The 13,905-nt window shown below is 66.9% G+C and carries 13 protein-coding genes; 11 read left to right on the forward strand and 2 right to left on the reverse strand.

Features of this window, described 5'->3' with window-relative positions:
* Nucleotides 1–68 precede the first annotated feature (68 nt).
* The 7 genes from ABD088_RS13795 (at nt 69) to ABD088_RS13825 (ending at nt 7,218) form a co-directional block, all read left to right on the forward strand.
* Complete coding sequence (locus tag ABD088_RS13795; protein WP_343902530.1) at nt 69–1,676, forward strand: carboxyl transferase domain-containing protein; 1,608 nt, start codon at nt 69–71, stop codon at nt 1,674–1,676.
* A 7-nt stretch (nt 1,677–1,683) separates the two neighbouring features.
* The gene (locus ABD088_RS13800) at nt 1,684–3,714 is read left to right on the forward strand and encodes an acetyl/propionyl/methylcrotonyl-CoA carboxylase subunit alpha (RefSeq protein ID WP_343902531.1); all 2,031 of its coding nucleotides are present in this window, start codon (nt 1,684–1,686) and stop codon (nt 3,712–3,714) included.
* Nucleotides 3,715–3,723: 9 nt separating this feature from the next.
* On the forward strand, nt 3,724–4,887 hold the full coding sequence (locus tag ABD088_RS13805; RefSeq protein ID WP_343902532.1) for an acyl-CoA dehydrogenase family protein: 1,164 nt from the start codon (nt 3,724–3,726) through the stop codon (nt 4,885–4,887).
* A gap of 9 nt (nt 4,888–4,896) precedes the next feature.
* Nucleotides 4,897–5,433, forward strand: a complete 537-nt coding sequence (locus tag ABD088_RS13810) for a MaoC family dehydratase (protein ID WP_343902533.1) — start codon at nt 4,897–4,899, stop codon at nt 5,431–5,433.
* The gene (locus ABD088_RS13815) at nt 5,430–6,254 is read left to right on the forward strand and encodes an HpcH/HpaI aldolase/citrate lyase family protein (protein ID WP_343902534.1); all 825 of its coding nucleotides are present in this window, start codon (nt 5,430–5,432) and stop codon (nt 6,252–6,254) included. Before ABD088_RS13810 ends, ABD088_RS13815 begins: the two co-directional genes overlap by 4 nt.
* A 79-nt stretch (nt 6,255–6,333) precedes the next feature.
* Nucleotides 6,334–6,765, forward strand: coding sequence for a MarR family winged helix-turn-helix transcriptional regulator (locus tag ABD088_RS13820; protein ID WP_343902535.1), 432 nt, complete (start codon nt 6,334–6,336; stop codon nt 6,763–6,765).
* A gap of 30 nt (nt 6,766–6,795) precedes the next feature.
* Nucleotides 6,796–7,218, forward strand: a complete 423-nt coding sequence (locus ABD088_RS13825; RefSeq protein WP_343902536.1) for an organic hydroperoxide resistance protein — start codon at nt 6,796–6,798, stop codon at nt 7,216–7,218.
* Here ABD088_RS13825 and ABD088_RS13830 read toward each other — a convergent pair whose 3' ends face one another.
* Nucleotides 7,219–7,908, reverse strand: coding sequence for a response regulator (locus tag ABD088_RS13830; RefSeq protein ID WP_343902537.1), 690 nt, complete (start codon nt 7,906–7,908; stop codon nt 7,219–7,221).
* The gene (locus tag ABD088_RS13835) at nt 7,905–9,527 is read right to left on the reverse strand and encodes a sensor histidine kinase (RefSeq protein WP_343902538.1); all 1,623 of its coding nucleotides are present in this window, start codon (nt 9,525–9,527) and stop codon (nt 7,905–7,907) included. Before ABD088_RS13835 ends, ABD088_RS13830 begins: the two co-directional genes overlap by 4 nt.
* Before the next feature lie 207 nt (nt 9,528–9,734).
* On the opposite strand from ABD088_RS13835, the gene ABD088_RS13840 reads away from it, so the two are divergent.
* The 4 genes from ABD088_RS13840 (at nt 9,735) to ABD088_RS13855 (ending at nt 13,842) form a co-directional block, all read left to right on the forward strand.
* Nucleotides 9,735–10,739 carry a Bug family tripartite tricarboxylate transporter substrate binding protein gene (locus ABD088_RS13840; protein ID WP_343902539.1) on the forward strand — a complete coding sequence of 335 codons (1,005 nt, stop codon included), beginning with the start codon at nt 9,735–9,737 and terminating at the stop codon, nt 10,737–10,739.
* The gene (locus tag ABD088_RS13845) at nt 10,736–11,239 is read left to right on the forward strand and encodes a tripartite tricarboxylate transporter TctB family protein (protein WP_343902540.1); all 504 of its coding nucleotides are present in this window, start codon (nt 10,736–10,738) and stop codon (nt 11,237–11,239) included. The genes ABD088_RS13840 and ABD088_RS13845 overlap by 4 nt, the downstream gene beginning before the upstream one ends.
* Nucleotides 11,240–12,871 (forward strand): tripartite tricarboxylate transporter permease, encoded by a 1,632-nt coding sequence (locus ABD088_RS13850; protein WP_343902541.1) that lies wholly within the window; start codon nt 11,240–11,242, stop codon nt 12,869–12,871.
* A gap of 458 nt (nt 12,872–13,329) precedes the next feature.
* A complete protein-coding gene (locus tag ABD088_RS13855) occupies nt 13,330–13,842 on the forward strand; it encodes a hypothetical protein (RefSeq protein WP_343902542.1) in 513 nt (170 codons plus the stop codon).
* The last annotated feature ends 63 nt before the right edge of the window (nt 13,843–13,905 follow it).

A 13,905-nucleotide genomic window follows, 5' to 3' on the forward strand; every position in this document is an offset into this window, starting at 1 on the left:
GTACCTATTAACTCAACTGGCAGCCGGCCATCGTCCGGACGCCCCCACGACGCCGAGGAAAAGCACCCATGGAAACCCTGGCCTCCCACCTGGACCCGGCGGCCGCCTCGTTTGCCGAGAACGATGCCGTCCAGCGCGCGCTCGTCGACGAACTGGGCGCCCGGCTGGACGCAGCGGCCCGCGGCGGCAGCGAGAAAGCCCGCCGCCGCCACACCGACCGCGGCAAGATGCTCCCGCGCGAACGCGTCGATGCACTGCTGGATGAGGGATCGCCGTTCCTGGAGATCGCCCCGCTCGCCGCCGAGGACATGTACGACGGCGAATGCCCCGGCGCGGGCATCATCACCGGGATCGGGCTCATCCATGGCCGCCAGGTCCTGGTCATCTCCAACGACGCCACCGTCAAGGGCGGGACCTACTACCCGATGACGGTCAAGAAGCACCTGCGGGCCCAGGAGATCGCGTTGGAGAACCACCTGCCGTGCATCTACCTGGTCGATTCCGGTGGGGCGTTCCTGCCCCGCCAGGACGAGGTCTTCCCGGACCGGGACCACTTCGGGCGCATCTTCTACAACCAGGCCAACCTCTCGGCGCGCAAGATCCCGCAGATCGCCGCCGTGCTGGGCTCCTGCACCGCAGGCGGCGCGTACGTGCCGGCCATGAGCGATGAGACCATCATGGTGCGCAACCAGGGCACCATCTTCCTGGGCGGCCCGCCGCTGGTGAAGGCAGCCACCGGCGAGGTCGTCACCGCCGAGGAACTCGGCGGCGCCGAACTGCACTCGAAGACCTCGGGCGTCAGCGACCACATCGCCGAGGACGACGGTCACGCCCTGCAGATCGTCCGCGACATCGTCGAAACGCTCCCGCCGCCCGCAGCCCCCGCCTGGGCCATCGCCGAGACCGTCGATCCCGTGGCCGATCCCGGACAGCTCTACGGCGCGGTCCCGGTCGACGTCAACGGGCGCTACGACGTCCACGAGGTCATCGCCCGCATCACCGACGGCAGCGGATTCCACGAGTTCAAGGCCGGCTACGGCACCACCCTAGTCACCGGGTTCGGAAGGATCCACGGCCACCCGGTGGGCATCGTGGCCAACAACGGGGTGCTGTTCTCCGAATCGGCGCTCAAGGGCGCCCACTTCATCGAATTGTGCGACCAGCGTGGCATTCCGCTGGTGTTCCTGCAGAACATCTCGGGGTTCATGGTCGGCCGGGACTACGAGGCAGGAGGCATCGCCAAGAACGGCGCGAAGATGGTCACCGCCGTCGCCACCTGCCGGGTCCCGAAGCTGACGGTGGTCATCGGCGGGTCCTTCGGCGCCGGGAACTACTCGATGTGCGGCCGGGCCTACTCGCCGCGCTTCTTGTGGATGTGGCCGGCGGCCCGGATCTCCGTCATGGGCGGCGCCCAGGCCTCCTCGGTGCTCTCCACCGTCAAACGCGACGGCATTGAACGGGCCGGCGGTACGTGGAGTGACGCCGAGGAGGAGGCCTTCAAGGCCCCCATCCGCGAGCAATACGAAACCCAGGGCAACCCGTACTACTCCACCGCCCGTCTCTGGGACGACGGCATCATCGACCCCGCCGACACCCGCCGGGTCCTCGGCCTCGCCCTGGACGTCTGCGCCACCGAACCCCTGCCGGACACCTCGTTCGGCGTCTTCAGGATGTGAACCCCCGATGACCGAGAACCAGACCGAGAACCACCCCGACGCCCCGCTCTTCGACACCGTGCTGGTCGCCAACCGCGGCGAAATCGCCGTGCGCGTGATCCGCACGCTGCGCCGGCTGGGCATCCGCTCCGTTGCCGTGTACTCGGAGGCCGACGCCGGTGCCCGCCATGTGCGCGAGGCCGACGACTCCGTGTGCCTGGGCCCCGCTGCCGCCGCCGAGAGCTACCTGGACATCGAAGCCGTCCTCGCCGCCTGCCGGACCTCCGGTGCGCAGGCCGTGCACCCCGGCTACGGGTTCCTCTCCGAGAACCTCGACTTCGCCCGGGCGCTGGAATCCGCGGGCATCACGTTCATCGGACCCAGCGCCCACTCCATCAACCTCATGGGCGACAAGATCCGGGCCAAGAACCACGTCTCCGGCCACGGCGTCCCCGTCGTCCCCGGGGTCGCCGATCCCGGAATGGACGATGCTGCGCTGATCGAGGCGGCCGCGGGCGTCGGCTTCCCGCTGCTGATCAAACCCTCCGCCGGCGGTGGAGGCAAGGGCATGCACGCGGTGGAGACCGCCGCGGAGCTGCCCTCCACCTTGCAGACCGCCCGCCGGGTCGCCCGCAACTCCTTTGGTGATGACACGCTGCTGCTCGAACGCCTGGTCCGCAGCCCCCGCCACATCGAGGTCCAGATCCTGGCCGACACGCACGGCAACACCATCCACCTCGGCGAGCGCGAATGCTCGCTGCAACGCCGCCACCAGAAGGTCATCGAGGAGGCTCCTGCCCCGCTGTTGGAGATGCTCGACGACGGTGCCTCGATCCGCGCCAGGATCGGGGAGGCGGCGGTCAACGCCGCCCGGTCGGTCGACTACGTCGGCGCCGGCACGGTGGAGTTCCTGGTCTCCGACGAGAACCCCGGGGAGTTCTTCTTCATGGAGATGAACACCCGCCTGCAGGTCGAACACCCGGTGACCGAGGAGGTGGTCCGCGTCGACGGACAGCGCATCGACCTGGTCGAATGGCAGGTGCGCATTGCAGCCGGGGCGACGCTGGACATCGCCCAGGACTCCGTCACGCTCAGCGGCCACGCCATCGAGGCCCGCGTCTACGCCGAGGATCCCGCCCACGGGTTCCTGCCCTCCATCGGCACCATCCTGCGCGCCGGGGATCCCACCGGCGACGGGATCCGCACCGATTCGGGCATCAGCAACGGATCCCGGATCACCCCGGACTACGATCCGATGCTCGCCAAGGTCATCGCCCACGGCACCGACCGCAGCCAGGCACTCGCCCGGCTCGACGCCGCCCTGGCCGGCACCCTCGTGCTCGGCGTCCAGACCAACCTGGAATACCTCAGGGCCCTCATCGCCGAGCCGGACGTGCAGGCCGGACGGCTGGACACCACGTTCATCGACCGGTGGGGCGTCCAGTCGAAGCGGACCCCCACCGAGGCTGAACTGCAGGCCATCGCCGCTGCCTTCCTCGCCGCCGAACCCCGCACCACCGGACGGTTCGGCGCCTGGGCCACCGACGGCTGGCGGATGGGCACCCATCGGGAGCGCACGCTGGCGCTGGAGATCGACGACGAGCTGTACACGGTGCAACCCGCCGCCGAGGACGCCACCGCGGCAGCCGCCGTCGTCCCCGTCGTTGACATCGTCCCGGTGGTTGAACTCGTCCCCGGCACCGGTGGCCGCGAGGCGTGGATCGGTGCCGGCGGTTACGGCGCCCACGTGCGCTGGCTGGATCGGCGTGCCGTGGTGCACCGCCGCCTCGCCGGGATCGAACGCGAGGAGGCCGGCGGTGACCCGGAATCCCGGTCGCCGATGCCCGGCACCGTCGTCTCCGTCCTGGTCGCCAGCGGGGACGCCGTGACGGCCGGCCAGGCACTGCTCGCCGTGGAGGCGATGAAGATGGAGCACCCGCTCACCGCGGGGCTCACCGGCACCGTCACTGTCCATGTGGCGGTCGGTGACCACGTCTCCGCCGGACAATCCGTCGCCACCGTGACACCCGAACCCACTGACACCACCCCCACCAGCTAAGGAGCACCCATGCCGAATCTTGAACTTGAAGAGGACTACCAGGACCTCTCCGACACCGTCCGCGATTTTGCCGACACCGTCGTCGCACCGGTCTCCGCGAAGCACGACGAGGAGCACAGCTTCCCCTACGAGGTCGTCGCCCAGATGGGGGAGATGGGCCTGTTCGGCCTGCCCTTCCCCGAGGAGCACGGCGGCATGGGCGGGGACTACTTCGCCCTGGCCCTGGCCCTGGAGCAGCTGGGCCGCGTCGACCAGTCGGTGGCCATCACCCTGGAGGCCGGCGTCTCCCTCGGCGCCATGCCCATCCACCGCTTCGGCACCGACGCGCAGAAGGAGCAATGGCTGCCGCTGCTGGCCAGCGGGAAGGCGCTCGCCGGATTCGGCCTGACCGAACCGGAGGCAGGATCCGACGCCGGCGGCACCAAGACCACCGCCAAGCTGCAGGACGGCAACTGGGTGGTCAACGGCAACAAGGAGTTCATCACCAACTCCGGCACCGACATCACCCGCCTGGTCACCGTCACGGCGGTCACCGGCACCTCCGAACGTCCCGACGGGTCCGTGAAGAAGGAGATCTCCACCCTCCTGGTGCCCACCGACACCGAGGGTTTCACCGCCGAAAAGGCGTACAACAAGGTCGGCTGGAACGCCTCGGACACCCACCCGCTGACGCTGAAGAATGCCACCGTCCCGGAGGCCAACCTGTTGGGCACCCAGGGCCGCGGCTACGCGAACTTCCTGTCCATCCTCGACGAGGGACGCATCGCCATCGCCGCGCTGGCCACCGGCGCCGCCCAGGGCTGCGTGGACGAATCCGTCCGCTACGCCAAGGAGCGCAGCGCGTTCGGGCAGAACATCGGCAAGTTCCAGGCCATCTCGTTCAAGATCGCCCGCATGCAGGCCCGCGCCCACACCGCCCGCCTGGCCTACTACGGTGCGGCCTCCAAGATGCTCGCCGGCAAGCCGTTCAAGACCGAGGCAGCGATCGCCAAGCTGGTTGCCGGCGAGGCGGCCATGGACAATGCCCGCGACGCCACCCAGGTCTTCGGCGGCTACGGGTTCATGAACGAATTCCGCGTCTCGCGCCACTACCGCGATTCGAAGATCCTCGAGGTCGGCGAGGGCACCACCGAGGTCCAGCTGATGCTCATCGCCCGCGAACTCGGGCTCTAGGCCGGCACCATGAGCCAGACACCAGAGCACGACGGCGGCACCCCATCCCCGGGGCGACGCGTCACCCAGCGCGGGCTGTATTTCGACGAGTTGGAGCTGGGCACCGTATACGTGCACAGCCCGGGGCGGACGATGACCGAAACGGACAACGTCCTGTTCACCACCATGACCATGAACACCCAGGCGCTGCACCTCGACGCCGCGTGGAGCGCGCAGCAGCCGTTCGGCCAGCGGCTGGTCAACTCGATGTTCACCCTGGCCACGCTGGTGGGCCAATCAGTGGGCCAGCTGACGCAGGGGACCATCATCGGCCAGCTGGGCCTGACCGACGTCAGCTTCCCGCATCCGCTCTTCCACGGGGACACGCTCTACACCGAAACCGAGATCACCGGACTGCGGCCCTCGAAGTCACGACCCGGCCAGGGCATCGTGACCATGAAGCACACCGGCCGCAACCAGGACGGCGTCGTGGTCGCCGAGGCCTCGCGCACCGCCCTGATGTGGACCGAGGCGGGCCACCGGGCCGCGGGGGAGGAGCAGGCATGAGCGACGAGACCTACCCGGCCTTTTCCATGGGCCCGGCCATCCTGTTCTGCCCGGCGGACCGGCCCGAGCGCCATGCCAAGGCGGCGGCACGCGCCGACGCGGTGATCATCGACCTCGAGGACGCCGTCGCCCCCGCCGACAAGCCGGCGGCCCGGAAGGCCATGGCGGACAGCACGCTGGATCCGGCCCGGACCATCGTGCGGGTGAACCCGGTATCCACCGACGACTTCGCCGCCGACCTGGCAGCGCTGCGCCAGAGCCCCTACACCACGGTCATGCTCGCCAAGACCGAACACGTCGAGCAACTGCGCCAGCTGGAGGGCTACAGCGTGATCGCCCTGTGCGAGACCGCCCTGGGAGTCCTCAACGCACCGGCCATCGCCGCCGCGGAGAACGTGGTGGCGATGATGTGGGGTGCCGAGGACCTGGTCGCCTCGCTCGGAGGAACCTCCAGCCGGCACGAGGACGGGTCCTACCGCGACGTCGCAGTCCACGCCCGGGCAGCGGTGCTGGTGGCCGCAGGCGCCCACGGCAAGGCGGGCATCGATTCGGTCTACATCGACATTCCCGACACCGAGGGGCTGGCCGCCGAAAGCCGCGATGCGGTGGCCAGCGGGTTCGCCGCCAAGGCCAGCATCCACCCGGCCCAGATGCCGGTCATCCGCGACGCCTACGCCCCGGATCCCGCAGCCGTGGAACGTGCCCGCGCCATCCTGGAAGCGGCCCGCACCGCCCACGGCGTCTTCTCCTTCGAGGGTCAGATGGTCGATGAACCGCTGCTGCGCCACGCCCGCCTGCTGGTGGCCCGCGCGGGAGAGTAGGCACCACGTCGGTGGCCGGGGACGAATCGCCACCGATAGGTAGGTTGTGCACAACTAAGTTGTGCGATATGTTTATGACATGACGACGACGGATCCGCTGGCACTCGATGCCCAGGTGTGCTTTTCGCTCTATTCCGGCGAGCGCACCGTCGGCGCCGCCTACCGCGAACTCCTGGCTCCGCTGGGCCTGACCTACCCGCAGTACCTGGTCATGCTCGCGCTCTGGGAGGACGACGACCAGCCCGTCTCGGCGCTGGGTCGTCGACTCGGCCTCGACAGCGGGACCTTGTCACCGCTGCTGAAGCGGCTGGAGGCTGCCGGACGGCTCACCCGGCGCAGATCGGACGGCGATGAACGCGTCGTCCGGGTCCGGCTCACCGACGCCGGTGCAGCACTGCGGGCCGACGCCGTCACCATCCCCACCGAATTGGCTTCCCGCATGCGGCTCACCGCCGCGGAAGCCACTGAATTGCATCGCCTGCTGGGCAAGATCTGCGGCCGCGATGCCTAAGCCACCCACCACCATCCAGGAGAGAACACCATGAAGACCCTGTACACCGCAGAAGCCCTCGCCACCGGAGCCGGCCGTGACGGCCATGTGGCCACCACCGACCGGCGGGTCGAGTTCGACCTCGCAGTGCCCGAGGCCATGGGCGGTTCCGGCAACGGAGCCAACCCCGAGCAACTCTTCGCCGCCGGCTACGCGGCCTGCTTCCACAGCGCCCTGCAGCTGGTCGCCCGCCAGCGCAAGGTCAACATCGAGGGATCCAGCGTGGGCTCCGAAGTGCACCTGGGCGGTATCGATGGCGGAGGATTCGGCCTGGCGGTCACCCTGGAGGTCACGCTGCCCGAGGTGGACGCCGAGGTGGCTCGTGAACTCGCCGACCGAGCGCATGAGGTCTGCCCCTACTCCAACGCCACCCGCGGCAACATCGAGGTGGACATCCGCGTCTCGGACGACTGATCAGTCGTCGGGGACGTCGGTTGCGGCCGGGGCGCGGAAGTAACGGCGCTCCGGCCGGCCTGCGCCGTAGCGCAAACGGACCGCGGCGCCACCGGACTCCGCGAGGTGCTCCAGGTACCGGCGGGCGCTGACCCGCGAGATCCCCAAGGACTTCGCGGCCTCCAAGGACGACACGTCCCCGGCCGCCGTGCGCAGCAGATCCTGGACGCGCTGCAACGTCTCGGCACTGAACCCCTTGGGCAACGGGGTGCTCCGGGGTGCGGCACCTCCGAAGACCCGATCGATGTCCGCCTGCCGCGCCGTCCCGGTATCGTCCAGTGACCGGTAGGTGCTTGCATAGTGCTCGAGCCGACCGGCCAGATCCTGCTTGGTGAAGGGCTTCATCAGGTAGTGCACGATCCCGCCGCGCAGCGCGCTGCGGACCGTGTCGGCCTCCCGGGCAGCACTGATGACCAGCACGTCCAGCTCGGGAACTACTTCACGCAACCGGCGCAGCAGCTCGAGTCCGCCGATGTCGGGCAGATGGATGTCCAGCAACACCAGATCGGGAACCACCCGGCGCACCTCGGCCAGTGCCTGCGCGCCGGTATGCGCCACACCGCACACCTCGAATCCCGGCACCGCCGAGACAAACCCGGTGTGGATGCGCGCCACCATGAAATCGTCATCGACGATGAGGACCTTGATCACGAGCGGACCTCCCGGGGGAGCCATGCCGTGAAGACAGTGCCGGCGTCGTGGTGGACAGAGGCCGAGCCGCCGCGCCGCTCGCAGACCAGCCGCGTCAGGGCCAATCCGAATCCGCGCCCGGCCGAGGATACCGAGGGTTTGGAACTGTAGCCCTGCTCGAAGATCCGTTCCCGGTCCGCAGCCTCGACGCCCGGCCCCGAATCCTTCACCGTGACGGTGATGTCCTGGCTGTCGTCCGCCAGGCCCAGCTCCACGGTTCCCTCGGGCAACCCGGCAACGGCGTCGAGGGCGTTGTCGATGAGGTTCCCTACCACGGTCACCAGATCCCGCGAGAGCACCTCATCGACCTTGCCCAGACGGGTTCCCGGCGTCAGATGGATCGAGACACCGCGTTCACCCGCCAGGCTGGACTTGGCGATGACCAATGCTGCCACGGCGGCGTCGCCGATTCCCTGGGTGACGTCGTCGACCAGCTGTGTGCGGCTGAAGCTCACACCATCGACGAAGCCCATGGCCTCGTCATATTCGCCCAGTTGGAGCAGGCCGGAAATCGTATGGAGCTGGTTCGCGAACTCATGCGTTTGCGCCCGGAGGGTGTCGGTGGTGGTGCGCGTGGTCCCCAATTCGCTCTCCAAGGTGGAGAGTTCGGTGCGGTCGCGCAAGGTAGTCACCCATCCAATGGCCCGACCACGCGCCTGCATCGGCCTCCGGTTCAGCACCACCAGGCGCTCGCCGACGAGCAGCAGTTGGTCCATGGGGGCAGGTCCCCGGGTCAGCGCTTCATGCAACGCCGGACTGACACCCAGATCGTCCAGGGTGCGCCCCTCGCTCAGTGCCGGCCAGCCCAGCAAGTCGAGCGCCGCGTCGTTCACCAGCGCTATGCGGTCGCGGGGGTCGATGGCGACGACCCCCTCCTTGATGCCGTGCAGGATGGCCTCGCGGTGTTCCACCAACCCGGCGATTTCGTCCGGTTCCAAGCCCAGGGTCTGGTGCTTGATCCGGCGTGAGAGCAAGAGCGAACCCACCGTTCCGACAGCCAACGAGACGCCCAGGTAGATGAGCAGGTTAGGGACCGTGCCACTGAGCCGTTCCCACATCGAAGGATAGGTGCGTCCGACAACGGCGACGCCGACCAGTAGTCCTGCATCGTCGAGGACAGGCACGTGGGCGACGAGCGTCCGCTCGGATTCGTCGGCGACGGAACCCGTCCAGGCCCGACCCTCCATGACGTTGCTACCGGCCAACTCCAGCGGGTCACCGAGTCGCCCCGGGTCGGAGGAGGCCACGATCATGCCGTCACGTCGGGCGAGCTGCGCCAGCGAGGCTCCGGATACCGCGCGGACCGATTCGGCGACTGCCGGCAGCGCGGAACCCAGCTTGGGGCTCGCCTCCGGCAGAAGGGAGCGCACGGCCGGCATGGAAGCCAGGGTCTCGGCCGCCGACAGCGCCCGGCGGCTCTCCATGCGTTCGAAGGTGCGTTCCGATTGCGCCAGCGAGATGAACAGGACCCCCACGAGCACGGCAAGCACGATCAACAATTGCAGGGCCAGGAACTGGCCGGAAAGCGTGAACCGGCGACGGTTCTGCGGCGCGATGGCAGGGAGTGCTGGGCGGGTCATGGGCACGGCCTTCCTGCGCACGCGGACGAGGCCGATGCCACATCATTGGGGGCGGGGAACGCCTGAACTCTACACAGTGTCCAGCGACTAGAGCGACTGTGAGTGTTGACACAATGAACACAAGTTCCATTGTGAACACAAGAGTGACCCAGATCACGGCCGCATCTAGCGTGGAGCCATTCGCACCCCCTTTGAAAGAGGTACACCATGCGCCGTCGCAGCGCGCTCAAGCTCTCCGCCCTGGCCGCGGGCATCATGCTCGCCGCTTCCGGCTGCGGGGTCACCGGATCCGCCGACACTGCGGGCACCACCGAATCCGCGGGTCCGTTGACCGGTCTGCGCATCATGGTCCCGAATACCGCAGGTGGCGGCTACGACACCACTGCCCGGGTGGCCAACAAGGTCATGGAGGAATCCGGGGTAGCATCCGGAACCGAGGTGTTCAACCTCGCGGGCGCCGGTGGAACCGTCGGCCTGGCCCGGATCGTCAACGAAAAGGGCAACGGGGACCTGACCATGTTGATGGGCCTGGGAGTGGTTGGTGCCAGCTACACCAACGACTCCGAAGCCAAGCTCACCGACACGACCCCGATCGCCAAGCTCATCGAAGAGCCCGGCGCGATCATGGTCCCCAAGGATTCGCCGTACAAGACCATCGATGACCTGGTGAAGGCGTGGAAGGCCAACCCGGGAAAGATCACCGTCGGTGGCGGCTCCTCGCCGGGCGGTCCCGACCACCTCCTGCCGATGCAGCTGGCGCAGGCCGTGGACATCGACCCCAAGAAGGTCAACTTCATCTCCTACGACGGCGGTGGCGACCTGCTGCCCGCCATTCTGGGGAACAAGGTCGATGTCGCGGCCTCCGGTGCCGGTGAATACATGGACCAGATCAAGAAGGGTTCCATTCGCGTCCTGGCCACCAGTGGCGACAAGGAACTCAAGGGCGTTGATGCCCCCACGCTGAAGGACTCGGGCATCGATCTGGTCTTCAGCAACTGGCGCGGCATCGTGGCCCCTCCAGGAATCTCCGATGCAGACAAGGAAAAGCTCGTCACGGCGCTGACCAAGATGCACTCCAGCGACGAGTGGAAGCAGGCACTGAAGACCAATGCCTGGACCGACGCCTTCATGACCGGCGATGAGTTCTCCGGATTCCTCACCGAGCAGGACCAGCGTGTGGCAGACGTCCTGAAGAAGCTGGGACTGGCGTGAGCGTAGCCACCCAACGGGTCTCCGGCCGCGCCGAGCTGGGCTTTGCAGCCTTCCTCGGCGTGGCCGGTGCCATTGTCATCTTCGATGCGACCCGACTGCACGTGACCTATTCGCAGGCAGACCCGGTGGGCCCGAAGGCAGTGCCGTTCGTCGTCGGTGCGTTGCTCCTGGTGTGTGCGGTGCTGCTGGCGATCAACGTTGCCCGCGGCGGAACCGCAGAGGCCGAAGAAGGGGAGGACGTGGACCCCAATTCGCCGATTGGCTGGAGGGTTGTCCTCCCACTGGTTGGCGTGTTCATCTTCAACATCGCCTTCATCAACATCCTGGGCTGGGTCATCTCCGGGGCGGTGCTGTTCTGGGGAAGCGTCTGGGCCCTGGGAAGCCGGCACTACCTCCGCGATGGAATCATCTCGCTGGCCATGGCCCTGTTGTCGTTCTATGGCTTCTACCTCGGGTTGGGCATCCACTTGCCGGCCGGCATCCTGAAGGGAGTGCTCTAGATGGATACCTTCAACATGCTGATGCAGGGCTTCGCCACGGCGGCAACCCCCATGAACCTGCTGTACGCATTCATCGGCGTCATGCTCGGTACCGCAGTCGGCGTGCTTCCAGGCATCGGTCCGGCCATGACGGTTGCCCTGCTGTTGCCGGTCACCTATGGGATGGAACCGACCAGCGCGTTCATCATGTTCGCCGGAATCTACTACGGCGGCATGTACGGCGGCTCGACCACATCGATCCTGCTGAACACCCCCGGAGAATCGTCTACGGTCATCACGGCCATCGAGGGACATAAGATGGCGCGGGCCGGTCGGGCCGCCCAGGCACTGGCCACCGCAGCCATCGGCTCCTTCGTCGCCGGGACCATCGGCACGGCCCTGCTGGTGACGTTGGCGCCATTGGTCGTCAAGTTCGCGGTCAGTTTGGGGGCACCCAGCTACCTGGCCATCATGCTGCTGGCTCTCATTGCCGTCACCGCCGTGTTGGGCAAGTCGAAGTTGCGCGGCTTCTCGTCCCTGGGCCTCGGCCTGGCTATCGGCTTGATCGGCATGGCACCCATGACCGGCCAACGTCGGCTCACCTTCGGCCAGCCTCTGCTGGCGGACGGCATCGACATCGTCGTCGTTGCCGTGGCTATCTTCGCTGTCGGAGAAGCGCTCTGGATCGCCGCTCACCTGCTGCGGAGCAAGACCCAGACCATTCCCGTGGGACGTCCGTGGATGGGCAAGGAAGACTGGAAGCGCTCCTGGAAGCCCTGGCTCCGGGGTACTGCGTTCGGCTTCCCCTTCGGTGCCTTGCCCGCGGGCGGCGCAGAGATCCCGACGTTTTTGTCCTACGTCACGGAGAAGAAGCTCTCCAAGCATCCGGAAGAGTTCGGTCACGGTGCCATCGAGGGGGTTGCCGGCCCCGAGGCGGCGAACAATGCCTCGGCAGCCGGTACGCTGACGCCGATGTTGGCCCTCGGCCTGCCCACGAATGCAACTGCTGCCGTGATGTTGGCTGCCTTCATTCAGTTCGGCATCCAGCCGGGCCCGTTGCTGTTCGAGAAGGAGCCGCAGCTGGTCTGGGCGCTGATCGCCAGCCTGTTCATCGGCAATACGCTGCTGCTGCTGATCAACCTGCCATTGGCACCGCTGTGGGCGAAGCTGCTGCAGCTGCCCCGGCCGTACCTGTATGCCGGCATCCTGTTCTTCGCCACGCTGGGCGCCTACGCCGTCAACATGCAGACGTTCGACCTGGTCCTGTTGCTGGCACTGGGCATCCTGGGCTTCGCCATGCGTCGCTTCGGCATTCCCGTACTGCCACTGATCTTGGGCGTCATCCTCGGTCCACGGATTGAGGAGCAACTGCGCAGGGGCTTCAAGCTCAGCTCCGGGGACCCGATCGGCCTGATCAATGAGCCAGTGGCGATGGTCGTGTACGTGATCATCGCTCTGGTCCTGCTCTGGCCGGTCGTCACCGCCATCCTGCGCCGAACCAACCCCCGGGTTGCCGCGGCCGTGACGTTGCCCGAGGAGGAACTGGTCACCGTCACGAACGACGACCCGGCCAGCCTCGACAGCGGCTCCGCACGATCCGCGCAAGACGTAGCTGAGCCAGATGCCCCGAAGCCGCCCCTTCGAAAGCACTGACTGGCTGCATCCAGCATCAATGGCCCGCCACCCGAGTCGAAGGATTCGGGGTGGCGGGCCATTGGGCGATGATCTTAGGCGGGAGTGATGCTCAAGGTTGCCTCGTGCCGCAGACGTTCGGTCACGAGAAACCGGTGCCTGTGCGAACGCGCGTCGGTTGCTCAGGTCGAGCCCGACTGCACCAGGGTGGAGACCCGACGCCACTTATTTTGTGAAGCGTTTGGGCTAACTTCACCGGGCATTTTTGCGGGCGGGTCTTATGGGAATTCGTGGTTGCCAGAAACGTGCCAAACACGGTCGGACGGGATTCGTCTCTTGCCTGTCTCAGCAGTCGACCGGCTTCCGGACTCCCGGGAACGCATCGTGGCCGATGGTCCTTCTAGCGGTAGCGAACATGACAAGCAAAATGGAAACCCGTACGCGTCTTCGCGAAACTAGATCCTGTGTGAGGATGAGGCGTGAAGAAGAACCAGTCACCTGAGAAGATCCTGACGCGTCTGAACTTGTCGCATAGCGAGGATGTCCCAATCCGCATTTGGCGGCACAGTGATCCGGGCGAGGACCTGAACGGAATCGTGCTGCAAATGGCTGCTGAATGGGTGCTCCTCGCCGCGATTCGGAGCGGCGGCTACTTCGATGGATATTCCATAATCAGGACTGGCGACATTCGCGCTATCAAGGTCGAAACCACCTTTATCCCGTATCTTCGAACCCACCAGGCATGGCCCCCCGAGCGGCCTGCGGGGACCATCGACCTGACGGGGCCGGCATCGTTCCTGCAAGAAATCTGGGCAACAGCCGCGGTCGTTGTCCTCTATGAGGAGGTCCGCCGTCCAGGAATGTTATGGATTGGCGCGCCCGTCGAACGGGGCAAAAAATCCGTTTGGATCCTTACCATTGCACCCGACGCAACGTGGGACACCTCCATGACCAAGTTCAAATTCAAGCACCTTACCAGAGTCGACTTTTAGTAGTGCCCATTAGCGTGGTGTAAGAGGCCAGCCCGCTGGGCGTGGCTCCCGAACGTGAGGCGG

This window comes from Arthrobacter rhombi (genome assembly GCF_039526245.1).
GTDB lineage: Bacteria > Actinomycetota > Actinomycetes > Actinomycetales > Micrococcaceae > Arthrobacter_H > Arthrobacter_H rhombi.